The organism is Streptomyces sp. NEAU-YJ-81 (genome assembly GCF_017592595.1).
Lineage (GTDB): Bacteria > Actinomycetota > Actinomycetes > Streptomycetales > Streptomycetaceae > Streptomyces > Streptomyces hygroscopicus_B.
Genome location: NZ_JAGFNO010000005.1, coordinates 377,213 through 400,654 on the forward strand (window position 1 = coordinate 377,213; position 23,442 = coordinate 400,654).

Genomic DNA, 23,442 nt, shown 5'->3' on the forward strand with positions numbered 1-23,442 from the left:
ACGAGCGATGAAAGCAGCAGTACTGCAATCGAAGGGCGTCCTCACCCTCACCGACGTCCCTGCCCCCGCTCCCGTGGGCGACCGCTCCGTCCTCGTCCGCGTCGGCGGTGTCGGCGTGTGCGGCTCGGATGTGCTGAGATACGGCCGCGGGAAGGCGTATCACTATCCGCTCGTCCTGGGCCACGAGTTCTCCGCCGTGGTCGAGGAGGCGCCGGAGGGAAGCCGCTTCCGTCCGGGGGACCGCGCCGCGGTCTTCCCCCTTCTGCCCGACCCAGCCGACCCGATGACCCAGATCGGCGAGTACGCCGTAAGCACCGGCTACGACTACTACGGGTCGCGGCGCGATGGCGCGATGGCCGAGTTCCTCCAGGTACCCGAGGCCAATCTGGTGCCGGTGGCGCGGGATGTGCCGCTGGTCCACGCCGCCATGGTGGAGCCCGCCGCGGTCGCCCTGCACGCCATGCTGAAGTTCCAGCTGCCCGCCCATGCCACCGCGCTGGTGATCGGGGCCGGACCCATCGGCGCGCTGGCCGCCCAGTGGCTTCGCATCCTGGGCGCCAGCGAGGTGTACGTGGCCGATGTCGACGAGCGCAAGCGCGCGGTCATGGCCGGTCTCGGTTTCCCGGTCATCGACGCGTCCGCGGGTGACACGGTGGACGCGGTCCGTGAGCTGACCGGCGGCCGGGGCGTGGACTGCGCGGTGGAGGCGAGCGGTCTGCCCGCCACCTTGATCCAGGCCATCACCGCGGCGGCCCCGCTCGGCCAGGTCATGCTGCTCGGCGACCTGTCCGGCGATCTGACCCTGCCCCGCGCCCTGGTCTCCTCCGTCCTCCGCCGTGAGCTGCGTATCTACGGCACCTGGAACTCCAGGATCACCCCGGCCGGACGCAGCGAATGGGACATGGTGGTCCACCATCTGGGCCGCGATCTGCAGGTGGCGCCACTCATCAGCCACACCCCGAGCCTGGAGGAGGCACCGGCGATGTTCGCCGACATGCTGGAGCGCCGCACCTGGTACAACAAGGTCGTCTTCGCGGTCGCCGACCAGGCCCAGGCCGAGCTCATCCGGCCCGGTGTCGTGGGAGGTGTCGCATGAAGGCCGCCGTTCTGCGCCGACCCGGAGAGCTGGCGGTCGAGGACGTGCCCGAGCCCACCGTCGTCGGCGACGACCTGCTGGTGCGGGTCCGGGCGGCCTCCATCTGCGGCACCGACCTGCGCATCTTCAAGCACGGCCACTTCAAGATCCCGGACGGGCAGCGCCGGGTGCTGGGCCACGAGGTGGCGGGGGACGTGGTGGCGGCCGGGCCGCGGGTGTCCGCGTTCCACCCGGGCATGCGGGTCACCGTCACCCCGAACGTGGGCTGTGGCCGCTGCGACATGTGCCGCCACGGCTACAACAACATGTGCCCCGACTACGAGGCGTTCGGGATCAGCATCGACGGCGGCTTCCAGGAGCTGCTGCGGGTGCCCGGCTTCGCCCTCCAGCGCGGCAACGTCTTCGAGATCCCCGATGGTGTCTCGTACGCCGAGGCGGCCCTGGTGGAACCGTTCTCCTGCTGCTACAGCGGGCAGCGCGGGCTCCGGGTGGGCCCCGAGGACGTTGTGGTCATCACCGGGGCGGGTCCCATCGGCGCGTTCCATGTGCTGCTCGGCAAGCTCGCCGGGGCCCGCAAGGTGATCATCTCCAACCGCAGCCGTCCCCGGCTGGACCTCGCCGCCCGGCTCGGCGCCGATGTGTGCGTCGGGGTCCGCGAACAGGACCTGGCCGAGGTCGTCCGCGAGCACACCGACGGCCGGGGCGCGGACGTGGTCATCACGGCCGTGTCCGACCCGCAGGTGCAGGCGCAGGCGGCGGAACTGCTCGCCCCGCACGGCCGGCTCAACTACTTCGCGGGCCTCGGCGCCGCGCGGACCATCCCGGTCGACACCAACGCCGTGCACTACAAGGGCCTCACCCTGACCGGGACGACCGGCTCGACCAACGGCGACTACGGCCGTTGTCTGCGGCTGGTCGGCGAGCGCCGCGTCGATCTGTCACCGCTGATCAGTGAGGTGTTCCCCCTGGAGAAGATCCACGACGCCTTCGGCTACGCGGCCTCCGGGGCCGGAATGAAGGCCATGGTCGCGTTCGACGGCGACCCCCACGCCACCACGACACGCCCCGTGGCTCCGGGGGAAGGCAGGTGACTCCATGACCCACCGCTACGTCATGGCCCTCGACGCCGGTACCACCAGCATCCGGGCCATCCTCTTCGACAAGGCAGGCGACATCGTCGCGGTCGCCAGCCAGGAGTTCCCCCAGATCTATCCGCAGCCCGGCTGGGTCGAGCACAACCCGCTCGACATCTGGAACACCCAGGTCACCGTCGCCAAGCAGGTGCTGGCCCAGGCCGAGTGCGGCGCCGAGGACATCGCCGCCATCGGCGTCACCAACCAGCGCGAAACGGTGGTGATCTGGGACCGCGCCACCGGCGAGCCCATCCACCACGCGATCGTCTGGCAGGACCGCCGCACCGCCGCGCTGTGCGAGGAGCTCAAGGCCCGCGGCCTGGAGGAGCACGTCAAGCGCACCACCGGGCTGATCATCGACGCCTACTTCTCCGGCACCAAGGTGAAGTGGATCCTCGACAACGTCCCCGGCGCACGGCAGCGCGCCGACCGCGGCGAGCTCGCCTTCGGCACCGTCGACAGCTGGCTGATCTGGAACCTCACCGGCGGCGCCGCACACGTCACCGACTACACCAACGCCTCGCGCACCATGCTGTTCGACATCACCCGACTCGACTGGGACCAGCGGCTGCTCGACGAGTTCGACATCCCCCGCGCGATCCTGCCCGAGGTGCGCCCCACCAGCGAGGTCTACGGCCACACCGAGGAGTCGGTGCTGCTCGGCGCCCGGATCCCGGTCGCCTCGGCCGTCGGCGACCAGCAGGGCGCGCTGTTCGGCCAGGCGTGCTTCGAGGTGGGCACGGTGAAGGCCACGTACGGCACCGGGGCCTCACTGGTCCTCAACACCGGCGACAGCCCCGTCTTCAGCGACAGCGGCATGCTGACCACCATCGCCTGGGGCGTCGACGGCAGTGTGGAGTACGCCCTGGAAGGTCTGATCTTCGTGGCCGCCGCCTCCATCCAGTGGCTGCGCGACGAGCTGCAGATCGTCTACGACGCCGAGGACACCGAGTACGCCGCCCGGGATGTCCCCGACACCAACGGCGTCTATGTCGTACCGGCCTTCGTGGGGCTCGCCGCCCCGTACTGGGACCAGTACGCCCGTGGCGCGATCCTCGGCCTGACCCGCGGCGCCAGCCGCAAGCACGTCATCCGCGCCACGCTGGAGTCCATCGCCTACCAGATCCGCGACGTCATCACCTGCATGGAGGCCGACTCGGGCATCTCCACCCGGGAGATCAAGGTCGATGGCGGAGCCACCGCCAACAACTTCCTCATGCAGTTCCAGGCCGACATCCTCGACGTCCCCGTGCTGCGCCCCACCGTCATCGAGTCCTCGGCCCGCGGCGCGGCCTTTCTCGCCGGCCTGGCCACCGGGTTCTGGACCGACCGGGCCGAGCTGACCGACACCTTCCGCCTCGAGCGCCGCTTCGACTGCGCGATGGACCGCGCCCGGGCCGACCGGCTCTACGCGGGCTGGCAGAAGGCGGTGGGCTGCGCCCGGGACTGGGAGGAGCACTGACCCGGCCGCCCATCCGGCCCGTACCACCGCACGGCTCCGCAGAAGGAGAAACCCACATGCCGCGGACGTATCACGCCGCCGCCCGCCCGACGATGTACTTCATCGGCGTCACCACCACCAAGTCGTCCATCATGAAGGTCTTTCCGGCCTGGGCGCGGGAGCTGAACCTCGACGCCGTCATCGAGGGCATCGACCTTCCGCTGGACGACACCCCCGGCCACTACCGGGAGGTCGTCGACTTCATCAAGCACGACCCGCACTCGCTGGGCGCGCTCGTCACCACCCACAAGCTCAACCTCTACAAGGCCGCCCACGACCTGTTCGACGGCGTCGGCCACGAAACCGAGCTGCTGGACGAGGTCAGCAGCATCTCCAAGCGCGGCGACCAGCTATGGGGCCACGCCATGGACCCCCTCACCAGTGGCCTGGCGCTGGAGGCCATCGTGCCCGACGGCCACTGGTCCCGCACCGGGGGCGAACTGCTGCTGCTCGGGGCGGGCGGCTCCGCCCTCGCCCTCACCCTGTACCTGCACAACCGCGCGGCGGCCGGTGGCGACGTCCCCTCCCGCATCGTGGTCACAGGCCGCCGCGAGGCCCGGCTGCGCGAGATGCGCACCGTCCACGAACGCCTCGGCTTCACCATCCCCATCGACTACCAGCTCGCCCCCGAGGCACGCCACAACGACGCACAGCTGCGGACACTCCCGCCCGGCTCCGTCGTGGTCAACGCGACCGGACTCGGCAAGGACCGGCCCGGATCCCCGCTCACCGACGCCGCCCAGTTCCCCCAGGACGGCATCGCCTGGGACTTCAACTACCGCGGCGACCTGGTCTTCCTGGACCAGGCACGGGCCCAGCAGGGCGCCCGCGAGCTGAACGTGGTCGACGGCTGGCTGTACTTCATCCACGGCTGGACCCGTGTCATGGCCGAGGTCTTCCACCTCGACATCCCCACCCACGGCCCCACCTTCGAGCGGCTGTCCCGCATCGCCCGCGACGTCACCAAGGAGAACGCATGAGCGCCACCGCCCCCCGCCCGGCCGTCGTCACCGACTTCAGCCTCGTCACCGGACTCTCCCAGAGCAAGAAGCCGCTCCAGCGCCGCATCTCCGCCATGGCCGGGATGTACGCCGACCAGGAGGCCGCGCGGCGCCTGGCCGAAGAGGACGTCCTGGTTTACGAGTTCTTCGACATGGGCGTCCCCCAGAGCCCGGGCGAGGTGGCCTACGGCACCAGCATCACCTACCCGGGCAAGGTCGGCGACGAGTACTTCATGACCAAGGGCCACTTCCACTCCGTCCTCGACACCGCCGAGATCTACTACTGCCTGCGCGGCCGGGGCCTGATGATGATGGAGAACCCCGAGGGCGATGTGCAGTGGGAGGAGTTCACCCCCGGCAAGGGCGTCTACGTGCCCGGCCGGTATGCCCACCGCTCCATCAACACCTCGCCCGACGAGCCGCTGATCACCTTCTTCGCCTTCCCCGGCCACGCCGGACACGACTACGGCACCATCGAGTCCAAGGGCTTCCGCAAGATCGTGGTGGAGCGCGACGGCGCCGCGGCGGTCGTGGACAACCCGAAGTGGGCCCAGTGACGGCCCGGATCGCCGTGACGCCCCGCTCGCTGTCCCAGGGCGGTCACCCCGCGCTGGCCGCCCTGGAGGCGGCGGGCTACGACGTGGTCTTCCCCACCCCCGGGCGCCAGCCCACCCGGGAGGAACAGCTGCGGTTCCTGCCCGCGTGCGTCGGCTATCTCGCCGGGGTCGAGCCCATCACCCGCGAGGTGCTGGCCGCGGCCCCCGGCCTCAAGGTCATCAGCCGCAACGGGGTCGGGGTCGACTCCGTCGACCTGACCGCCGCCGCCGAGCAGGGGGTGGCCGTCGAGACCGCCGCCGGAGCCAATGCCCAGGGCGTCGCCGAACTCGCCATCGCCCTCCTGCTCGCCGGGCTGCGCCGCATCCCACCGCAGGACGCGGCGCTCAAGGCCGAGAGATGGCAGCGGATCGAGGGCCGGGAAGTGGTGGGACGCACCCTCGGCGTCGTGGGGTGCGGGCAGATCGGCCGCCGGGTCGTCCGGCTCGGACTCGGGCTCGGCATGTCCGTACGCGCCTTCGACGCGTTCCCCGACCCGGAGTTCACCCCCGCCGGGGACTTCTCGTACACCACGATGGAGGACCTGCTCGCCCGCTCGGACGCGGTGACCCTGCACTGTCCGCCCGCGGAGCGGCCACTGATCGACAAGGGCGCCATCGCGGCCATGCGGCCCGGTGCCTATCTGGTCAACACCGCCCGCTCGAGCCTGGTCGACGACGGCGCGGTCCTCGAGGCCCTCGCCGGGGGCAGGCTCATCGGGTACGCCACCGATGTGTACGACCAGGAGCCGCCCGCGCCCCAGGAGCTGCTGCGCCATCCGCAGGTGATCACCACACCCCATATCGGGGGGTACACCAGGGAGAGTGTGGAGCGCGCCACCCGCGCGGCCGTGGAGAATCTGCTACGGGTACTTAACCCCCCTTCCTGAGACCACGGAGCGAGTCATGGCTGTCCCGGCGGATGAGGCCGGCAATGTGCTGCACCTCATCACCAGCAAGCTGCCCTACCTACCGGGCGCGCTGCGCCAGATCGGCGAGTATCTGCTGGCCCACCCCCAGCAGGCGCAGTCGATGACCATTTCGCAGCTCGCCTCAGCCTGTGGAGTGGCCGAGTCGACGGTCTCCCGGTTCGTCCGCGAGCTGCGCATGGACAGCTATCACTCGCTCCGCCTCAGCCTCGCCGAGGCCACCTTCGCCACCCGGCAGGCCGGCGCGGGCCGGGACGAGGAGTTCGTCTACGAGGGCATCCTCCGCGGCGATGAGCCCCCTGCCATCGTGGGCAAGATCGAGCGCAGCAGCCGGCAGACGCTGGCACAGACCGCCAAGCAGGTCAGCGGCGACGCCATCAGCCGCGCCGTCGACCTGCTGCACGACGCGGACGCGGTGGTGTTCTGCTGCATGGGCTCCTCCAGCATCGCCGCGGAGGAGGGGGTCATGCGGTTCACCCGGGCGGGCAAGAAGTGTCTGCTCTACCGCGACCAGAGCGTGCAGGTCATGCTGGCCACCATCCTGACGCCGCGGGATGTGCTGATCGGCATCAGCGACTCCGGCAAGTCCACCGCGATCGTGGACGCCATGCGGCTCGCCCGGCAGACCGGAGCCACCTCGATCGGCATCACCTCGGCCCAGGACAGCCCGCTGGCGGAGCTCAGCGACGTACCGCTGTTCACCTCGAACGTCACGGGGGAGGGGCTGTACGGGGAGTCCGTCACCTCCAAATGGGGCCAGCTCCTGCTGATCGACATCCTGTACGCCACCTACGCGGCGCGCCACTTCGACGACACGCTCCAGCACCTCAAGGAGACCTACGAGGCGGGCATCCGCCACTCCCGTTCTCCCGGAAGCCCGCCGACGGAGAGCTGACCCCCGGGGCCGGTCACCTGGACACGATGTGCAGGATCGCCGTGCCGTCCTCGCCGGCCGCCATCTGGATCACTACGGCGCCGGGCTGAGCGGCCGGCCGCATGGTGTCCACCCTTCCGCACGAGTTGCTGCTGCCGTGGTCGCGCAGCACGGTGATGCACCCCTGGCCCGGACCGCTCGCCCCGCCCTGGGACCGGCCGTTGCCCGACTTCACCGTGTACTCGACCTTGTTCGGCCCGACCTCGGTCACCGTCAGCGTCGCCGGACCGGCCGGGCTCGTGAACCGGACCGTCACCGGACCGGACACGGCGATCTCGCAGTTGCCGTCCGCACAGGCGGCGACATCACGCCCGTCCGCCGCCGACACGGAGGGTTTCGCCGAGGCGCTGCGACCGCCGGACGGGCTTTTCGAGGGCGGCGCGGAACGGGACGCCGACGGCTGGTCATCGCGCGAGGGCGCCCCGTCGGTCTTGTCCGAGCCACCGCAGCCGGCCACGGCCACAGCGGTCAGCACCGCCAGCCCAAGACCAAATCCCTGCTGACGCGTTCGTAGCCTTCGCGCCCTGCGTACTGATGTCGTCACGGCCATGATGTCCCCCGTGTTCCCGTCGATGCGTGCCAAGGTACCTGCCGCTCGCGCGATCGTCCTCGCAGGACGCTGATCCGGGTCGCGTGCCGCCTCGTATGCCGTAGTCCGCGGGCCTGTCCGCCGATCGCTCAGGTGGCCCGCAGCGTCGCGGTGGCGATCTCCAGGAAGTCGCGCAGCACCTTTTCCCGCCGGTCCGCGAGGACGGCCAGGCAGGTCTCGACCGATGGGGCGTCCGTGACGGGGAGGTGGACGAGGTCGGGGCGGGAGTAGGACCGCGCGACGCTCAGCGGGACGAGCGCGATGCCCTGCCCGGAGGCGATGAGCTCGAACTTCTCTTCGAGTGACGACGTCCGTCGCGTCGGCGCGTCGAGCATCCGCTCACCGTCGAGGTCGGCGGAGGTGAGCTCCTGACGGAAGGCCAGCGGATGCGTCGCGGGCATGCAGGCCACCCTGGTCTCGTGGCCGATGGGGATGATGCGCAAGTCCGAGTGGTCGAACGGCCGCCGCAGGTAGGCGACTTGGGCCCGGCCGTCCCGGAGCGGCGCGTCCTGCTCCCACCAGCGCACCGGGACAACATCGGTCTCGACGTCCGGGTGGCGCGATGAGAACGCCCGGATCGCCTCCGACACATGCAGCCCGGAGCAGAAGGCCACCACGAGTCGCTGGACGCCCCGATCCACGTCGTGCACGCTCCGCACCGCCGAGGCGACGGTCGCGAGGATCCGCTGTGCCTCCTCGTAGAGCCGCTTCCCGGCATCGGTCAGCTCCACGCTGCGGGTGGTCCGGACGAGCAGAGTGCACTCCATTTCCTGCTCGAAGGCCCTGATCTGGCGGCTGAGGACCGGCTGGGCGATGTAGAGCTGTTCCGCCGCACGGCCGAAGTGCCGGTGCTCGGCCACCGCGACGAAGTAGCGGAGCTTGCGCAGATCGAGATCCATGCCCTGAAGGTATCAATTGCCGGGAAGGGTATTGGACGCCCGCAGGTGGCCGCCCCGAGACTCAAAGCATGATCGTCATCACTGCTCCCACCGGCCAGATCGGCGGCCGGCTCCTGGACATCCTGCTCAACGAGGCCCCCGATCGCGGCGAAGAGCTGCGGGTCATCGTGCGCGACCCCGCGAGGCTCGCCGACGCGGTCCGCGCCCGCGTCGATGTCGTCACCGGCTCGCACGGCGACCCCGAGGTCGTCGACCGGGCCTTCGCCGGCGCGGACGCCGTCTTCTGGCTGGTCCCGCCGGACCCGCGGGCACCGAGCCTGGACACCGCGTACTCCGGGTTCACCCACGCCGCCGCGAAGGCGTTCACGGCCCACGGAGTCGGACACGTCGTCGGCGTCTCGGCGCTCGGCCGCGGCACCCCCGTCGCCGGCCGCGCCGGCCATGTGACGGCGTCGCTGGCCATGGACGACCTCATCGCGGGTACCGGCGTGGCCTACCGGGCGCTCGCCTGCCCGTCCTTCATGGACAACCTGCTGCGGCAGCTCGCTTCGATCCGCGACGCCGGTGTGTACACCGACACCGCCGCCCCCGACCGCACAGCACCGACGGCCGCCACCCGGGACATCGCCGCGGTCGCCGCCGGCCTGCTGCTCGACCGCTCGTGGACGGGGACGGGCGAGGTCCCGGTGCTGGGCCCCGAGGACCTTTCGGCGAACGACATGGCGCGCATCATGTCCGACGTGCTCGGCCGCCCGGTCCGCTACGAGCCCCAGTCGCTGGAGGACTTCCGCGCCGGACTCGCCGGACGCGGTCTCGGGGACGCGCTCGTGGAGGGCTACGTCAACATGGCGTACTCCAAGAACAACGGCCTCGACGACGGCGTGCCGCGCACCCCTCGGATCACCAGCCCCACGACCTTCCGCGAGTGGTGCGAGCAGGTCCTCAAGCCGGAGGTTCGGGCATGAGCGCCAAGACCGCTCTCATCGTCGGGGCGTCCCGCGCCCTCGGACTCGCCCTCGCCACCGAGTACGCGCACCGCGGCTGGAACGTCATCGGGACCGTCCGGGGCGATCGGCGCACCGGCCTCCACGACCTGGCCGAGGCGTCCGGCGGACGGGTCACCGTCGAATCGCTGGACATGACGGCGCCGGAGCAGATCGCCGCGCTGCGCGAGCGCCTGGCGGAGCGCACGTTCGACCTGCTCTTCGTGAACGCCGGTATCACCCGGGGCAACATTCCGATCGGCGACGTGCCGACCGAGATGTTCGTGGAGGTCATGGTCACCAACGCGCTCAGCCCGATGCGCGTGGTCGAGTCCCTCCGCTCGCTGGTCGCGCCGACCGGGACCATCGGCGTCATGTCCTCGCGCCAGGGCAGCGTCGGCTTCAACACCAGGGGCGGTCAGGACGTCTACCGCGCCAGCAAGTCCGCCCTGAACCAGCTGATGCGCAGCTACGCCGCCCGCTACGCCGACGCCGCGCATACGCTGCTGCTCATGTGCCCCGGCCATGTCCGCACCGAACTCGGCGGACCGGACGCGCCGCTGACCATCGACCAGTCCATCCCGGGCGTGGTGGACACGATCGACCGCCACAGCGGCGAACCGGGCCTGCGGTACCTCAACTACCAGGGCCAGACCGTGCCCTGGTAGTTGAGGTCGGGGCAGGGCAGGGCAGGGCAGGGCAGGTCAGTGGGCGAGCTGGCGGCTGATGATCAGCCGCTGGATCTGGTTGGTGCCCTCGAAGATCTGCATGATCTTCGCTTCGCGCATATAGCGCTCCACGGGGAAGTCGCGGGTGTATCCATAGCCGCCGAAGACCTGGACGGCGTCCGTGGTGACCTTCATGGCGGCGTCGGTCGCCGTCAGCTTGGCGACGCTCGCCTGGCGGGTGTACGGGCGTCCGTGGTCACGGCGGCGGGCGGCGTCCACGTAGGTGGCGCGCGCGGAGTCGACGGCGGCGGCCATATCGGCCAGCAGGAAGCCGAGCCCTTGGTGGTCGATGATTCTGCGGCCGAAGGTGGTGCGTTCGTGTGCGTAGGCGGTCGCGGCGTCCAGGGCGGCCTGGGCCAGCCCGGTGGCGCAGGCGGCGACGCCCAGCCGGCCGGAATCCAGGGCGCTGAAGGCGATCTGGAGTCCCTGGCCCTCGGCGCCGATGAGCCGGTCGGTGGCGAGGAGCGCATCGTCCCAGAAGGCCGAGGTGGTGGGGATGGCGTGCAGGCCCATCTTGTCCTCGGGCCGGCCGAAGGTGAGGCCGTCGGTTGCTCCGGGCGCGAAGAAGCAGGAGATGCCGTCGCCGCCCGGACCGGTGCGGGCGAACAGGGCGTAGAAGTCCGCCTTGCCGCCGTGGGTGATCCACGCCTTGGCGCCGGTGATCCGATAGCCGTCGGGGGCCTTGTCGGCGCGGCAGGTCAGGGCCGCCGCGTCGGACCCGGCCTGCGGCTCGGACAGGCTGTAGCCACCGATGAGACGGCCGCTGAGGATGTCCTCCGACCAGCGCCCGCGCTGGTCGGAGGTGCCGAACGTCAGGAGGGGGAAGGCGGCGAGGGTGTGGACGCTGGTGGCGATGGCGACGGCGGCCCAGCGGGCGGCCAGCTCTTCGAGGACCTGGAGGTAGACCTCGTAGGGCTGGCCGCCTCCGCCGAACTCCTCCGGGTAGGGCAGACCCAGTAGCCCGGTCTCGCCCAGCAGGCGGAACAGCCCCTCGGGATAGCTCTCGGTGCGCTCGTGCTCCTCTACGCGGGGGGCCAGCTCCTTGTCGGCGATCTCGCGGACGAGGTCGAGCAGATCCTCCGCCTCGCGGGTGGGAAGCAGACGGTCGACAGGCATGAAGGGCGCTCCTGGGGTACGAACGGGGCGAGGTCTTCGACGTTCATGGGTCCGGGCCTAGGACAGCAACACCCTCCGGGCGAGCACAAGTAAGTTGCGGTTGATCGCGAAGAAGACGCAAACTGAAGCGGCGATTGGCCGGGTGGACGAAAAGAATTTGCGCGGATGTGCGGTGTGCGCGGGTCGCGGAACGGAGTGGCGATGCCCGAGTTCGACGACGTGGACCGCCAGTTGCTGCGCATGCTGCGCGAGGACGGCCGGCGCACCTTTTCCGAGATGGCACCCGAGGTGGGGCTGTCGGTGGCCGCGGTCAAACGCCGCGTGGACCGGCTCAAGGACAGCGGGGTGATCAAGGGCTTCACCGTGCAGATCGACCACACCAAGCTCGGCTGGGGCATCGAGGCGTTCGTGGAGCTGTCCTACACCGGTACGACACCGGTCGGGGAGATCGTCCGTACCGCCTACACGGTCCCCGAGGTGCAGGCCGTCTTCACCATCGCCGGCGACCCCGACGCCCTGGTGAACGTCCGGGTGCGGGATATCGAGCATCTGCAGCAGGTCATCGACGCCCTGCGCCGGGTCGGACAGGTCACCGGAACCAGGACGCTGATGGTGCTGGGGTCGTGGACACGCAATGACTGACCGCTGATCACGCGCTAGGCGTCGGGGGAGCCCTCCTCACCGGGGGCGAGGTTCTTCTCGACCTTGGAGAGGATTCTGGCGAAGGCTTCGCGCTCCGCGTCATCCAGCCCGTCCAGGATGTGCTCCTCCAGCTCTCCCCAGACTTCCGCGACCTTGGGCCGCAGGGCGTAGCTCTCCTCCGAGGCCCGGACGAGCATGACGCGCCGGTCGTGCGGATCGCGTGCGCGGGTGACATACCCGCCCTGCTCCAGTCGCCGCAGCATCAGGGTCACGGTCGACGGGTCCAGGTCGAGCGCCCTCGCCAGCTCCGACTGCCGGACCGGTCCGGCATCCCACAGGGTCATCATCAGGAATTCCTGGCCGGAACAGAGACCGGTCGGACGCAGCAGCCTGCTGCCGGCGAGGCGGTGCAGGCGGGAAACGCGCGCCAGGGTCTGGCTGACGGCGCCGCCGTATCCGCCCTCCGTCGCGTCGGTGTGCGGGAGCTCTGTGGTCATGGTGGCAAGACTATCGTGGCCGCCCAATCATTGGTCGGCCAATGAATGGTTTATGGTGGGTCTCCGGCGAGATCGTTGGCCGGCCAATGATCTCGTTGTCCGCCGTCATGTCCAGCAACCCGCGGGAGCCGTTGTGACCACACCCTTCGATCCGATCGACCTTGCCGGACTGCGCCTCCGCAACCGCCTGGTCATGCCCGCCATGGGGCGTGCCCGTGCCTTCGGGCCCGGCGGTACGGCCACCGACTCGATGGCGACGTACTACGCGCAGCGGGCCACCGCCGGCCTGATCATCACGGAGGGGTCGCAGCCCTCACTGGTCGGCCAGGGCTTCCCCAATACCCCGGGGCTGCACAGTGCCGAGCAGATTGCCGCCTGGCGCCGCGTCACCGACGCGGTGCACGCCGCGGGCGGCACGGTCTTCGCCCAGCTCGCGCACGTCGGCAGGATCGGCGACCCCGATCTTCTGCCCGAGGGGCTGGTCCACGTCGCCCCGTCGGCCATCGCCGCACCCGGCCAGTTGTTCACCGTCCACGGAATGAAGGACTTCAGCACCCCCCGCGAGCTGACCTCCCAGGAGGTGCGGGAGACGATCGCGGAATTCGCCCAGGCCGCGCGCAACGCCATGGAGGCAGGGTTCGACGGGGTCGAAGTGCACGCCGCGTACGGCTACTTGATCCACCAGTTCCTGGCTCCCAGCTCCAATCTGCGCACCGATGAGTGGGGCGGCTCGGTCGAAGGCCGGGTCCGGTTCGCGGCGGAGGTGGTCGCGGCCGTGTCGGCGGCCATCGGGGCACAGCGCACGGGGATACGTGTCTCGCCCGGCGTTCGCTACAACGGAATCGAGGAGCCCGACCTCGAGCCCACGTACGCCCATCTCGTCCGGCGGCTGAACGAGACCGGCCCCGCCTATCTGCACGTCGTCGAAAGCTCACGCGATCTGACCAACCTCCTCCGCAAGGAGTTCTCCGGAACCTTCATCCTCAACCCCGCGACAGACGGGTTCACCAGCGCGGCGGACCTGACGCTCATCGAGGACGGCACGGCCGACATGCTGTCCTTCGGTTCGCTCTTCCTGGCCAACCCCGACCTGCCCGCCCGGCTGCGAGTGGGCGGACCGTGCAACACGCCCGATACGACGACCTACTACGGTGGCACCGACAAGGGATTCATCGACTACCCCTACCTGAACGCCTGAGGGACGGAACGCTGGAATGCCCTGTCCTCACCGGCCATGGGTATGCTCGTTCTGGTGTTCGACGCTCCAGACTTCGACCTCGAGCCGTATGCCGCATTCGACGCGAACCCGTATGTCGAGCGGACGTTCAGCAGCTGGGACAGGCTCGGCTGGCGGTCGCTGCTGCTGCAGCGGTTCCATCACACCGCGCGCGTGGAGCGGATGGCACTGCCCGCCACCGAGGATCTGCACCTGGTGCTGACGGTCGCGGGCGACGCGTCGATGGAGACCCACACCGGTGGGCGCTGGCAGCGGCGGCATTGGATGCCCGGGCAGGTCGAGATGGCCCTTCCGGGCGTGGCGTCGGTGCGCCGCTACCGGTCCGTGGTCCCCTTGCGGACCCTTCAGGTGCACATTCCACACGTCACCGTCGCCCGTACGGTCGAGCAACTGGGCGGGGCGGGCATCGACTATGAGCGGATGGCCGCCGCGGTGGCCTCGGGGGATCCGCTCGTCGAGCACACCATGCGGTCGTTGGGCGCGGCCGGTGCGGCCGAGGACCTGTAGGCGGAGTCCGCGGCGACGTTTCTCGCAGTGCATCTGCTCAGCGGTGGCGTCCGGCCACCGAAGGAGAGCCGGGCTAACGCCGAAGGGCCCTGGGTGCACAAGGCCGTGGCGACGATGCGGGACCGGCTCGGCAGCCCGTTGACGGTGGCGGACTTGGCCTCCGAGGCAGGCTTCAGCGTCTATCACTTCATCCGGGTGTTCAAGGAGGCCACGGGCCAGACGCCGCACCGCTATCTCACCCGGTTGCGGGTCGAGGAGGCGCAGCGGCTGCTCGGTGCCGGTGGACTGTCCGTCGCCCAGGTCGCCACGCGGTGCGGGTTCGGCAGCCCCGGCTCACTGTCCACGGCGTTCCTGCGGCATACGGGGGTGCGGCCGTCGGCCTACCGCAATCGATGATCCGGGTACGGCAATCGCGCGCATTTCCGTGGCCCTGGGCCGGTTCTAGCGTTCGTGGCGTGCCGACTTACCCCGCGGGCGCGGTGACGCCCGACATCGAACCCTTCGCCATCTCCGTTCCCGACGCCGATCTCGACGATCTGCGCTCCCGGCTGGACCGGGTCCGCCTTCCCGAACCGGAGACCGTGGTGGACACGTCCCAAGGTGTGCCGCTGGACCAGATGCGGGCGCTCCTCGCGGCGTTGCGCGATGTGGACTGGCGAGCACGCGAGAAGACCTGGAACGCGATCGGCCACTTCCGCACGGTCATCGTCGGCCTGGAGGTGGCCTTCTGGCATGTGCGGTCGCCGGAGCCCGGGGCGATTCCGCTGCTGCTGACGCACGGCTGGCCGGGGTCGATCCTGGAGTTCGAGCAGGTCATCGGCCCGCTCACCGATCCGGTTGGCCATGGCGGCGAACGGGCCGACGCCTTCGACGTCGTCGTTCCGTCGCTGCCCGGGTTCGGCTTCAGCGGCCGTCCCGCGCGGACGGGGTGGAATCCCGCTCTGACGGCCGATGCCTGGGCCACGCTGATGAGCCGGCTGGGGTACGACCGCTTCGGTGCGCATGGCGGCGACTGGGGCGCGTTCATCAGTACCGAGCTGGCCCACCGGTTTCCCTCGCGGGTGATCGGCCTGCACTTGACGATGCCGGTGGCCTCGCCACTCCCGCAGGACCGGGACACCGCCACCCCGGCCGAGGCGCGCATGATCGAACGGCGTGATCTGCACCTGACCGACGGCTACGGCTTCGGGATCCAGATGGGCACCCGGCCCCAGACCCTCGGTTACGCCCTGGTCGACTCGCCCGCCGGGCTGGCCGCCTGGCTGGGCGAGAAGTTCGCCGCCTACGCCGACACCCGGGCCGAGGCCGGGGGAGGAGTGAGCCTCGACCGGCAGGCCGAAGGCATCGCGTTGTACTGGCTCACCGGGACAGGCGCATCCACGTCCCGCTGGTACTGGGAGGCGCTGCGCTGGACGCCGCGCAGCGCCGAAGAGGAGAACGCCCGGCCCGTGACCGTGCCGACCGCGTGCTCGCTGTTCCCGGCCGAGCCATGGCCCACGGCCAGGCGCTGGGCCGAGCGGCGCTATACGGATCTGCGCTCCTGGCGCGCATTGGACCGAGGCGGTCATTTTCCGGGGTTGGAGCAGCCCGACGTGCTGGTGGAGGAGGTGCGGAACGCCTTCCGCGGTCTACGGTGACGGACCGCACTCCGATCCCGAGGCGTCAAGGGAGCGACGATGTCCGCTCGAGCCACCCCGTTGCTGTTTCTGCACGGCAATTGGCATGGGGCCTGGTGCTGGACCGAGGTGATCGCCGCTCTGGCGGGGGCCGGCCGCTCGGCTGTCGCTGTGGACATGGCGGGGCACGGGCTGCGCGCACGCCGGCCCGCCTGCCTCACCAGCCGCCCGTTCGATACCGAGGCACTGGCCACCGAGGTCTCGCCGGTGGCGGACGTGGATCTCGACCAGGCGGGTGACCTCCTCGTTTCGCAGATCAAGCGGGTCGGCCGGGGCGGCCCGGTCACGGTGATCGCCCACAGCATGGGCGGCACCGTGCTGACGCGGGCCGCGGAGCAGGCACCCGAGTCGGTGGCCCACGCGGTGTATCTGAGCGGGCTCATGCCCGCGTCGGACGTTCCCGCCCTCGCCTACCTCCGGTTGCCCGAGAACGCGGGCGCCCTCGTCCAGTCCTGCGTCCGCGCCGATCCCGCCGCGATCGGGGCGCTGCGGCTGGACCTCGTCTCGGGCGACGCGGCGTACCGCCGGCAGTTGCTGGACGCGCTCTACGGCGACGTCGACCGGGCCGTGGCCGAGGCCGCCTTCGGACTGCTGACGCCCGACGCTCCGATCGGCATCGTGCGCGGCACCACCACCCTCACCCGCGATGGCTGGGGCTCGGTCCCCCGTACCTACGTCACCTGCGCACGGGACATGGCGGTGCGCCCGGCCCTCCAGAAGAAGTTCATCAGCGACGCCACGGTGGCATTCCCGGACAACCCGACCGCTGTCGCGGCGCTCGACTCCTCCCACTCGCCGTTCTTGTCCATGCCCGGGCAGGTGGCGGATCTCATCGCGGAACTGGGCTGATCCGGTCGGGACCCGGTTTCCGCGGAATGCCCATACGTCCAGAGGTCAGGCCGCCTGCGCCACGGTGAACCGTTCGACGGCGTCCCAGAGTTCGCGCTCGCGCAGCGGGTCGTAGGACTCCTGCGACGACCGCGCCACCCGGGCGCGGTCGACGTAGGACCCGGTCGGTGCGGCGGTCGTGCCCAGGACGACATCGGCGAGGTGGCGGCCCGCGGTGCCGCGGCCGATGGCGAACGGCGTGAGGGCCATCACCGGCAGGACACGCCGCATGGCGAACCGGGAGACGGGACCCGCGTTGCGGGCGAGACCGGTGCCGGGGACGAAGCCCGGGTTGTAGGCGATGGCGTCGATCCCGGCCGGAAGCCGGCGCGCGTACTCGTGTACGAGGTAGACCGCGGCCAGCTTGCTCGTCGAGTACGCGGTGCGGCCACCGGCTGTGCTGCCCGGCTTGGGGAAGGCACCCGGACGGGCGAGGACGTCGGGGGAGTTCCAGACCGGGCCCGGCACCATGCCCAGGTTGTGCTTGAGGTCGCCGAAGTGGGTGTCGCTGACGGTGACCACGATCCGGGCGGGGGCGGCGAAGTGGTCCTGGAGCAGGCGGACGAAGAGGTGGTTGGCGAGTACGTTGATGGCGAAGGTGGCCTCGAACCCCTCGGGGGACTCCGTCAGCGCGTTGGTGTACTGCATGCCCGCGTTGCCCACGAACCCGCGCAACGGTGGCAGATCACCACGCTCCAGCCGGTCGCGGATCTCGACGGCGGCGGAGCGGACACTCCGCAGCGAGGCGAGGTCCGCCGACACGTGCGAGACCGTGTGCCCGCCCATGGCGAGTTCCTCGGCGAGCCGGGCGCCGGAGGATGCGCGGGCCACGACGACGAGGTGCGCATGGGGCGACTGGCGCAGGATGTGCTCCGCGGCGACACGGCCGATCCCGCGGCTCGCGCCCGTCATCACCAGGGTGTGCTTCATGAAAGGGTCCTTCACTGGTCGGCCGATGGCGCCCGGCTCGGGCGCGGCGGCTCCACGCTCGCCGCCTCCGCCCCCGCCGGCCAGTGCCGTCCGCGTCACTAGGACTGGCAGTACCCAGGCTCATCCGGCGCCGTGCGGCGAGAATGAACCCATGGCTTCCTCCGGCTCCGACTTCGCCGCGCTCCTGCGCGCCTGGCGCGACCGCCTCTCCCCGGCCGACGCCGGCTTCGCCCCGACGGCCGGCCGCCGCGCCCCGGGACTGCGCCGCGAGGAGCTCGCACAGCTTGCCGGGCTCTCCGTCGACTACATCCTGCGCCTGGAACAGGGGCGCGCGAAGAACCCCTCGGACCAGGTCGTCGGCGCCCTCGCCCGGGCCCTCCAGCTATCCCGCGCCGAGCGCGACCAGCTGTACCGGAGCGCCGGGCTCCTGCCGCCGCGCGACGGGACGGTCAACGCCCATGTGCCCCCGGGCGTCCAACGGCTCGCCGCGCGCCTGGGCGACGTCCCGATCGGAGTGTTCACCGCCGACTGGACCCTGGTGTGGTGGAACGCCATGTGGAGCGCCCTGCACGGTGACCCCGCCGTCCTCCCGGCCGCCGAACGCAACCTGGCCCGCGCCCTGTTCGGCAACGGTGTCGCCCGCGCCGCGACCCTTCACATCCGGCCCGCGCGCGGGCAGGACACCTTCGAAGCCTCGATCGTCGCCGACCTCAAGGACGCCGCTTCCCGCTACCCCGCCGACGGCCGGCTCCAGCGCCTGGTGGGGGAACTGCGGGCGGAGTCCGATGTGTTCGCGCACTACTGGGCCACCCGGACGACCGCCGCCCAGCACACGAGCGACCGGAAGACGATCCGGCATCCGGAGGCCGGCGACATCCACCTGGACTGCGATGTCCTCGTCGTCCCCGGCGCGGACCTGCGCATGGTCACCTACACGGCGGCGACCGGAAGCAGCGATGCGGGCAAGCTCGACCTCCTTCGCGTCACCGGCGCCCGCACCGCCGTTCCGCGCCCGTGACCCGCGCCTTTGTGGCCGTAGGTGGTCCGTGGCCGTACGTGGTCAGTGGCTGATGACGACCTTGCCGAAGCGTGGGCCCTTCTCGAAGTGGGCGAACGCCTCCGGCGCCTGGTCGAAGGGGACGACACGGTCGATGACGGGCCGCAGCCCGTGCCGGCCGATGACCTTGTTCATCCGCTCGAAGTCGCTCCGGCTGCCGACGCTGATCGACCTGAGCGTGGCGGCGCGGCGGAAGAATCGCGTCACATCCATCCCGCTGCCCGACGCGAGATTGCCGACGAGGGCGATCTGCCCGCCGTGGGCGACGGCGTCGATGGACTGAGCGAGCGTTCCGGCGCCGCCGATCTCGACGACGCGGTCGGCACCGCCGCCGGTGAGCGCCTGTACCTGTGCGCCCCAATCCGGTGTGCTGACGTAGTTGACGACATCGGACGCGCCGAGCGTGCCGAGCCGTCGGGCCTTTTCATCGCTGGAGGTCGTGGCGAGCACACGTGCGCCGGCCAGACGGGCGAACTGCAGCGCGAAGACCGACACCCCGCCCGAGCCCTGGACCAGGAGCGCATCGCCCGGGCCGACTCCGCTCACCGCCGACCATGCGGTGAGTGCGGCGCACGGAAGCGTGGCCGCTTCCTCGAAGGAGAGCTGGTCCGGAACGGCGACCAGGCTCTGCTCGTCGAGGGCGATGTACTCGGTGAGCCATCCATCGCGCTGCGTCCCGTGCAACTCCCCCCACTCGGGGAACCGACCGTACAGCCAGGTCGGATGGAAGGTGCTCACGACGCGATCCCCCACCCGGAACCGCGAAACCCCGTCCCCGACGGCCTCCACGACGCCCGCGCCGTCGGAGAGCGGGATGCGCCCCGGCGGCACCTCGATGGAATACCTGCCGGAGACGATCAGCAGGTCGCGCGCGTTGATGGAGCTGGCTTTCACACGGACGAGCACTTCGCCCGCCGACGGAGTCGGCACCGGACGCGTGACCGGGGCGATCAGGTCGCCGCCTTCTTTCATCTGGAATGTTCGCATTTCCCCTCCTTTGTTCTTGGATCACCTCCACGATAGGGCGGCCCGGCTGGACGATATGTATCCTGGCGTCCACGGTTTAGCGCAGATCGTCCAGGAGGGTGGAGATGGATCCCGTCGACGACCTTCTCGCCACCATGAAGATCGAGGACGCGCGCTATGTGCGGGTGGACGCCCATGCGCCGTGGGGCATCTCGTTCCCTCCCCGGGACCTCGCCCGGCTGGTCCTGATCTCCAGCGGTTCGTGCCGGCTCGTCGCGGACACGCTCGCCGCGCCGCAGCGGCTGGAGGCGAACGACTGCTTCCTGGTCCGCGCGGGCGTGAGATTCACCCTTCAGGACACCACGGGCAGCGAGGTCGTCGACTGCGACGGACTGGTCTCCCAGGCACCCGGCAACGCGGCGCGGGTCGGCGGTGACGGTGAGCTGACGCAGATCGTGTCCAGCCGGTTCGCCTTCGACGCCGTGGCGGCCGAACCGCTCTTCGCGCTGCTGCCCCCGTTGTTCCGGCTGAACCTGGACCACACCTCCAGCCACCTCCTGCGCACCACGTTCGACCTCATCGCGAGGGAGAGCGCGGCAGGCGGGCTCGGCGGCGGCTTCATCATGAGCCGGCTGTCCGACGTGCTCTTCGTCCAGGCACTACGGACCTGTTGCGCCGATGTCGGGGGCGGCACCGTCGGCTGGATCGCCGCACTGCGAGACCCCCGGCTGGCCGTCGCCATGCGGGAGTTGCACGCGGATCTGGCCCATCCGTGGACGGTCGACGAACTCGCCCGCAAGGCGGGGATGTCACGCTCGGCGTTCGCCGCTTCGTTCAAGGAGAAGGCGGGGGATACCCCGCTCGGCTACCTCACCTCATGGCGCATGTACCGGGTGAAGGTGCTGCTCCGGGAGACGCCGCTGAGCGTCCAGGAGATCGCGGTCAGGGTCGGCTACGACACCGGGAGCGCGTTGAGTCGTGCCTTTTCGGCCAGGGAAGGCGTCACGCCCGGCGCCTGGCGGAAGGACGAGGCGCACCGTCGGCGTCCCCTGTCCGGTATGACAGCCGCCTGACCACGTCCGGCGTCGGCATTCGGCGTTCGGCCCCGGGGCCGGAGCGCGTGGCGCTCCGGCCCCGGCCGGCCGTCCGGGTCAGGACGCGGGCAGCTCGCCGCGGACCGTACGGGCCGCGGTGACCAGGTTCCGCAGTGAGGAGCGGGTCTCGGGCCAGCCGCGGGTCTTCAGGCCGCAGTCGGGGTTGACCCACAGCCGCTCGGCGGGGATGGCCTTCAGACCGGTGCGCAGCAGTTCGGCCGCCTCCAGCGCGCTGGGCACGCGGGGGGAGTGGATGTCGTACACACCGGGCCCGGCCTCGCGCGGATAGCCATGGGCGGCGAGTTCGCGGGCCACCTGCATATGGGAGCGGGCGGCCTCCAGGCTGATGACATCGGCGTCGAGGTCGTCGATCGCCTGGACGATGTCGCCGAACTCGGCGTAGCACATATGGGTGTGGATCTGGGTGCCGGGCCGCACGCCGCCGGTGGTGAGGCGGAAGGCTTCGGTCGCCCAGGACAGATAGGAGGGCCGGTCCTCGGCGCGCAGCGGAAGGGTCTCGCGCAGGGCGGGTTCGTCCACCTGGATGACCGAGGTCCCGGCCGCCTCCAGGTCGTCGACCTCGTCGCGCAGGGCGAGGGCGACCTGGCGGGCGGTGTCGCCGAGGGGCTGGTCGTCGCGGACGAAGGACCAGGCGAGCATGGTGACCGGGCCGGTGAGCATGCCCTTGACCGGGCGGTCGGTGAGGGACTGGGCGTAGGCCGTCCAGCGCACCGTCATCGGCTCGCGGCGCGAGATGTCACCGGCCAGGATCGGCGGGCGGACGTAGCGGGTGCCGTAGGACTGCACCCAGCCGTGCTGCGTGGCGAGATAGCCGGTGAGCTGCTCGGCGAAGTACTGGACCATGTCGTTGCGCTCGGCCTCGCCGTGCACCAGCACATCCAGGCCGGTCTTCTCCTGGAAGGAGATCACCTCCTGGATCTCGGCCTTGATGCGCTCCTCGTACCCGGCCGTGTCGATCCGGCCCCCGCGCAGGTCGGCGCGGGCGGTGCGCAGTTCGCCGGTCTGCGGGAAGGAGCCGATGGTGGTGGTCGGCAGCAGCGGCAGGCGGAGGTGGGCGCGCTGGGCCGCGGCGCGTTCGGCGTACGGCTGGGAGCGGCGGGCGTCGGCCTCGGTGACCGCGCCGGTGCGGGCGCGGACGGCCGGGTCGCGGGTGATGGGGGAGTTGGCGCGGGAGGCGAGGGTGGCCCGGTTCGCGGCCAGTTCGGCGGTGATCGTGTCGGTGCCGCGGGCCAGGCCCTTGGCGAGGGTGACGATCTCCGTGGTCTTCTGCCGGGCGAAGGCCAGCCAGTGCAGGATCTGCGGTTCGATGTCCCGCTCGGCCGCCGCGTCGAGGGGGACATGCAGCAGCGAGCAGGAGGCGGCCACATCGACCCGGTCGGCAAGGCCCAGCAGGGTGCCGAGCCTGGCCAGGGACTTCTCCAGATCGTTGACCCAGATGTTGCGGCCGTTGACGACACCGGCGATCAGCCGCTTGCGGGGCAGCCCGCCGACGGCGGCCAGCGCGTCCAGATTCGCGGCTGCGGCCTCCGTGAAGTCCAGCGCCAGCCCCTCGACCGGGGCCTTGGCCAGTACGGGCAGGGCCTCGCCGACGCGGTCGAAGTACGAGGCGACCAGCAGCTTCGGGCGGTCGGTGAGGGCGCCGAGATCGCGGTAGGCGCGGCCGGCGGCGTTCAGCTCGGCCGGTGTGCGGTCCTGGACCAGGGCGGGCTCATCGAGCTGCACCCACTCGGCACCCGCCGCCCGCAGATCGGCCAGGACCTCGGCGTACACCGGAAGCAGGCGGTCCAGGAGGGTAAGCGGCTCGAAGTCCGCGGGCGCGCCGGGGGCGGGCTTGGCGAGCAGGAGGTAGGTGACGGGCCCGACCAGGACCGGCCGCGCCGCCAGACCGAGGCCGAGGGCTTCCTTCAGCTCCGCGACCTGCTTGGCGGAGTCGGCCGCGAACACCGTGTCCGGACCCAGCTCCGGAACCAGGTAGTGGTAGTTGGTGTCGAACCACTTGGTCATCTCCAGCGGCGCGACGTCCTGCGTGCCCCGCGCCATGGCGAAGTAGCCGTCGAGCGGGTCGGCGGCGACGGCGTCCCGGTGGCGGTCGGGGATCGCCCCGACCATGACGGTGGTGTCCAGCACGTGGTCGTAGTACGAGAAGTCACCCGTGGGAACTTCGTCGATACCCGCCCCGGCAAGCTGCCGCCAGGTGGTGCTGCGCAGTTGGGCGGCGGTGGCCCTGAGCGCGTCGGCGGTGACGCGGCCCTTCCAGTAGCCCTCGATCGCCTTCTTCAGTTCCCGGTTGGGGCCCTGGCGGGGGTAGCCGTACACGGTGGCCCGTGCCGCCGCGGCTGCGGACTTCGGTGTCACGGAGATCTCCTTCGCGAGATGAATCCCTGAGATCCCGGCGACGGGAGGAGAGCGCGAAGGGTGACACACC

General features: G+C 70.8%; 24 protein-coding genes. 17 read left to right on the plus strand and 7 right to left on the minus strand.

Going from position 1 to position 23,442, the window contains the following annotated elements:
* The first annotated feature begins 7 nt into the window (after nt 1-7).
* From J5X86_RS15320 to J5X86_RS15350, 7 genes are read left to right on the plus strand one after another with little or no spacing between them, the layout of a single operon-like run.
* Complete coding sequence (locus J5X86_RS15320) at nt 8-1,096, plus strand: galactitol-1-phosphate 5-dehydrogenase (RefSeq protein ID WP_208517345.1); 1,089 nt, start codon at nt 8-10, stop codon at nt 1,094-1,096.
* Nucleotides 1,093-2,187, plus strand: coding sequence for a zinc-dependent dehydrogenase (locus J5X86_RS15325; RefSeq protein ID WP_208517346.1), 1,095 nt, complete (start codon nt 1,093-1,095; stop codon nt 2,185-2,187). Before J5X86_RS15320 ends, J5X86_RS15325 begins: the two co-directional genes overlap by 4 nt.
* 4 nt (nt 2,188-2,191) lie before the next feature.
* On the plus strand, nt 2,192-3,691 hold the full coding sequence (glpK, locus tag J5X86_RS15330; protein ID WP_208517347.1) for a glycerol kinase GlpK: 1,500 nt from the start codon (nt 2,192-2,194) through the stop codon (nt 3,689-3,691).
* Between the two features lie 56 nt (nt 3,692-3,747).
* A complete protein-coding gene (locus J5X86_RS15335; RefSeq protein WP_208517348.1) occupies nt 3,748-4,710 on the plus strand; it encodes a shikimate dehydrogenase in 963 nt (320 codons plus the stop codon).
* Nucleotides 4,707-5,288 (plus strand): glucose-6-phosphate isomerase, encoded by a 582-nt coding sequence (locus J5X86_RS15340; RefSeq protein WP_208517349.1) that lies wholly within the window; start codon nt 4,707-4,709, stop codon nt 5,286-5,288. Before J5X86_RS15335 ends, J5X86_RS15340 begins: the two co-directional genes overlap by 4 nt.
* Nucleotides 5,276-6,214, plus strand: a complete 939-nt coding sequence (locus J5X86_RS15345; RefSeq protein WP_208517350.1) for a phosphoglycerate dehydrogenase — start codon at nt 5,276-5,278, stop codon at nt 6,212-6,214. The genes J5X86_RS15340 and J5X86_RS15345 overlap by 13 nt, the downstream gene beginning before the upstream one ends.
* Before the next feature lie 16 nt (nt 6,215-6,230).
* A complete protein-coding gene (locus J5X86_RS15350; RefSeq protein ID WP_078645392.1) occupies nt 6,231-7,148 on the plus strand; it encodes a MurR/RpiR family transcriptional regulator in 918 nt (305 codons plus the stop codon).
* Nucleotides 7,149-7,161: 13 nt separating this feature from the next.
* Here J5X86_RS15350 and J5X86_RS15355 read toward each other — a convergent pair whose 3' ends face one another.
* Nucleotides 7,162-7,662, minus strand: a complete 501-nt coding sequence (locus tag J5X86_RS15355; RefSeq protein WP_208517351.1) for a hypothetical protein — start codon at nt 7,660-7,662, stop codon at nt 7,162-7,164.
* A gap of 203 nt (nt 7,663-7,865) precedes the next feature.
* Nucleotides 7,866-8,675, minus strand: a complete 810-nt coding sequence (locus J5X86_RS15360) for a LysR family transcriptional regulator (protein ID WP_208517352.1) — start codon at nt 8,673-8,675, stop codon at nt 7,866-7,868.
* 68 nt (nt 8,676-8,743) lie between these two features.
* Here J5X86_RS15360 and J5X86_RS15365 point away from each other — a divergent pair, with 68 nt between their 5' ends.
* Together J5X86_RS15365 and J5X86_RS15370 are read left to right on the plus strand one after the other, a co-directional pair.
* Nucleotides 8,744-9,640: an NAD(P)H-binding protein gene (locus J5X86_RS15365; RefSeq protein ID WP_208517353.1), complete on the plus strand. Its 897-nt coding sequence runs from the start codon at nt 8,744-8,746 to the stop codon at nt 9,638-9,640.
* Entirely contained in the window at nt 9,637-10,326 is a 690-nt protein-coding gene (locus tag J5X86_RS15370) for an SDR family NAD(P)-dependent oxidoreductase (protein WP_208517354.1), read from the plus strand. The genes J5X86_RS15365 and J5X86_RS15370 overlap by 4 nt, the downstream gene beginning before the upstream one ends.
* Nucleotides 10,327-10,362: 36 nt before the next feature.
* On the opposite strand, the gene J5X86_RS15375 is transcribed toward J5X86_RS15370, so the two are convergent.
* Nucleotides 10,363-11,502, minus strand: coding sequence for an acyl-CoA dehydrogenase family protein (locus tag J5X86_RS15375; protein ID WP_208517356.1), 1,140 nt, complete (start codon nt 11,500-11,502; stop codon nt 10,363-10,365).
* Nucleotides 11,503-11,703: 201 nt separating this feature from the next.
* On the opposite strand from J5X86_RS15375, the gene J5X86_RS15380 reads away from it, so the two are divergent.
* Complete coding sequence (locus J5X86_RS15380) at nt 11,704-12,144, plus strand: Lrp/AsnC family transcriptional regulator (protein WP_078645399.1); 441 nt, start codon at nt 11,704-11,706, stop codon at nt 12,142-12,144.
* A gap of 14 nt (nt 12,145-12,158) precedes the next feature.
* Here J5X86_RS15380 and J5X86_RS15385 read toward each other — a convergent pair whose 3' ends face one another.
* On the minus strand, nt 12,159-12,641 hold the full coding sequence (locus J5X86_RS15385) for a MarR family winged helix-turn-helix transcriptional regulator (RefSeq protein ID WP_208517357.1): 483 nt from the start codon (nt 12,639-12,641) through the stop codon (nt 12,159-12,161).
* 133 nt (nt 12,642-12,774) lie between these two features.
* On the opposite strand from J5X86_RS15385, the gene J5X86_RS15390 reads away from it, so the two are divergent.
* The 5 genes from J5X86_RS15390 to J5X86_RS15405 are packed head-to-tail and all read left to right on the plus strand — an operon-like array spanning nt 12,775 to nt 16,910.
* Nucleotides 12,775-13,839, plus strand: coding sequence for an alkene reductase (locus J5X86_RS15390; protein WP_208517358.1), 1,065 nt, complete (start codon nt 12,775-12,777; stop codon nt 13,837-13,839).
* A 54-nt stretch (nt 13,840-13,893) separates the two neighbouring features.
* Nucleotides 13,894-14,385, plus strand: a complete 492-nt coding sequence (locus J5X86_RS52460; RefSeq protein WP_308124561.1) for a hypothetical protein — start codon at nt 13,894-13,896, stop codon at nt 14,383-14,385.
* A gap of 27 nt (nt 14,386-14,412) precedes the next feature.
* Nucleotides 14,413-14,781 carry an AraC family transcriptional regulator gene (locus J5X86_RS52465; protein WP_308124562.1) on the plus strand — a complete coding sequence of 123 codons (369 nt, stop codon included), beginning with the start codon at nt 14,413-14,415 and terminating at the stop codon, nt 14,779-14,781.
* Complete coding sequence (locus tag J5X86_RS15400; RefSeq protein WP_208517359.1) at nt 14,778-16,022, plus strand: epoxide hydrolase family protein; 1,245 nt, start codon at nt 14,778-14,780, stop codon at nt 16,020-16,022. The genes J5X86_RS52465 and J5X86_RS15400 overlap by 4 nt, the downstream gene beginning before the upstream one ends.
* Before the next feature lie 39 nt (nt 16,023-16,061).
* The gene (locus J5X86_RS15405) at nt 16,062-16,910 is read left to right on the plus strand and encodes an alpha/beta fold hydrolase (protein WP_208517360.1); all 849 of its coding nucleotides are present in this window, start codon (nt 16,062-16,064) and stop codon (nt 16,908-16,910) included.
* 45 nt (nt 16,911-16,955) lie between these two features.
* Here J5X86_RS15405 and J5X86_RS15410 read toward each other — a convergent pair whose 3' ends face one another.
* Nucleotides 16,956-17,879: an SDR family NAD(P)-dependent oxidoreductase gene (locus J5X86_RS15410; RefSeq protein ID WP_208517361.1), complete on the minus strand. Its 924-nt coding sequence runs from the start codon at nt 17,877-17,879 to the stop codon at nt 16,956-16,958.
* Between the two features lie 151 nt (nt 17,880-18,030).
* On the opposite strand from J5X86_RS15410, the gene J5X86_RS15415 reads away from it, so the two are divergent.
* Nucleotides 18,031-18,897, plus strand: a complete 867-nt coding sequence (locus J5X86_RS15415; protein ID WP_208517362.1) for a helix-turn-helix transcriptional regulator — start codon at nt 18,031-18,033, stop codon at nt 18,895-18,897.
* 42 nt (nt 18,898-18,939) lie between these two features.
* Here the strand turns inward: J5X86_RS15415 and J5X86_RS15420 are convergent, their stop codons facing one another.
* Nucleotides 18,940-19,923 carry an NAD(P)-dependent alcohol dehydrogenase gene (locus J5X86_RS15420; protein WP_208517364.1) on the minus strand — a complete coding sequence of 328 codons (984 nt, stop codon included), beginning with the start codon at nt 19,921-19,923 and terminating at the stop codon, nt 18,940-18,942.
* A 104-nt stretch (nt 19,924-20,027) separates the two neighbouring features.
* Here J5X86_RS15420 and J5X86_RS15425 point away from each other — a divergent pair, with 104 nt between their 5' ends.
* Nucleotides 20,028-20,975 carry an AraC family transcriptional regulator gene (locus J5X86_RS15425; RefSeq protein ID WP_208517365.1) on the plus strand — a complete coding sequence of 316 codons (948 nt, stop codon included), beginning with the start codon at nt 20,028-20,030 and terminating at the stop codon, nt 20,973-20,975.
* A gap of 78 nt (nt 20,976-21,053) precedes the next feature.
* On the opposite strand, the gene metE is transcribed toward J5X86_RS15425, so the two are convergent.
* Nucleotides 21,054-23,372, minus strand: a complete 2,319-nt coding sequence (gene metE, locus J5X86_RS15430; RefSeq protein WP_208517366.1) for a 5-methyltetrahydropteroyltriglutamate--homocysteine S-methyltransferase — start codon at nt 23,370-23,372, stop codon at nt 21,054-21,056.
* Nucleotides 23,373-23,442 lie beyond the last annotated feature (70 nt).

Bases quoted from the DNA above. Each gene is read 5' to 3' on its own strand.
- J5X86_RS15400 (WP_208517359.1), top strand. From the start codon at position 14,778: ATGATCCGGGTACGGCAATCGCGCGCATTTCCGTGGCCCTGGGCCGGT.
- J5X86_RS15325 (WP_208517346.1), top strand. From the start codon at position 1,093: ATGAAGGCCGCCGTTCTGCGCCGACCCGGAGAGCTGGCGGTCGAGGAC.
- J5X86_RS15415 (WP_208517362.1), top strand. From the start codon at position 18,031: ATGGCTTCCTCCGGCTCCGACTTCGCCGCGCTCCTGCGCGCCTGGCGC.
- J5X86_RS15365 (WP_208517353.1), top strand. From the start codon at position 8,744: ATGATCGTCATCACTGCTCCCACCGGCCAGATCGGCGGCCGGCTCCTG.
- glpK (WP_208517347.1), top strand. From the start codon at position 2,192: ATGACCCACCGCTACGTCATGGCCCTCGACGCCGGTACCACCAGCATC.
- J5X86_RS15370 (WP_208517354.1), top strand. From the start codon at position 9,637: ATGAGCGCCAAGACCGCTCTCATCGTCGGGGCGTCCCGCGCCCTCGGA.
- J5X86_RS15410 (WP_208517361.1), bottom strand. From the start codon at position 17,879: ATGAAGCACACCCTGGTGATGACGGGCGCGAGCCGCGGGATCGGCCGT.
- J5X86_RS15375 (WP_208517356.1), bottom strand. From the start codon at position 11,502: ATGCCTGTCGACCGTCTGCTTCCCACCCGCGAGGCGGAGGATCTGCTC.
- J5X86_RS15405 (WP_208517360.1), top strand. From the start codon at position 16,062: ATGTCCGCTCGAGCCACCCCGTTGCTGTTTCTGCACGGCAATTGGCAT.
- J5X86_RS15350 (WP_078645392.1), top strand. From the start codon at position 6,231: ATGGCTGTCCCGGCGGATGAGGCCGGCAATGTGCTGCACCTCATCACC.
- J5X86_RS15420 (WP_208517364.1), bottom strand. From the start codon at position 19,923: ATGCGAACATTCCAGATGAAAGAAGGCGGCGACCTGATCGCCCCGGTC.
- J5X86_RS15425 (WP_208517365.1), top strand. From the start codon at position 20,028: ATGGATCCCGTCGACGACCTTCTCGCCACCATGAAGATCGAGGACGCG.
- J5X86_RS15320 (WP_208517345.1), top strand. From the start codon at position 8: ATGAAAGCAGCAGTACTGCAATCGAAGGGCGTCCTCACCCTCACCGAC.
- J5X86_RS15385 (WP_208517357.1), bottom strand. From the start codon at position 12,641: ATGACCACAGAGCTCCCGCACACCGACGCGACGGAGGGCGGATACGGC.
- J5X86_RS15360 (WP_208517352.1), bottom strand. From the start codon at position 8,675: ATGGATCTCGATCTGCGCAAGCTCCGCTACTTCGTCGCGGTGGCCGAG.
- J5X86_RS15335 (WP_208517348.1), top strand. From the start codon at position 3,748: ATGCCGCGGACGTATCACGCCGCCGCCCGCCCGACGATGTACTTCATC.
- J5X86_RS15380 (WP_078645399.1), top strand. From the start codon at position 11,704: ATGCCCGAGTTCGACGACGTGGACCGCCAGTTGCTGCGCATGCTGCGC.
- J5X86_RS15340 (WP_208517349.1), top strand. From the start codon at position 4,707: ATGAGCGCCACCGCCCCCCGCCCGGCCGTCGTCACCGACTTCAGCCTC.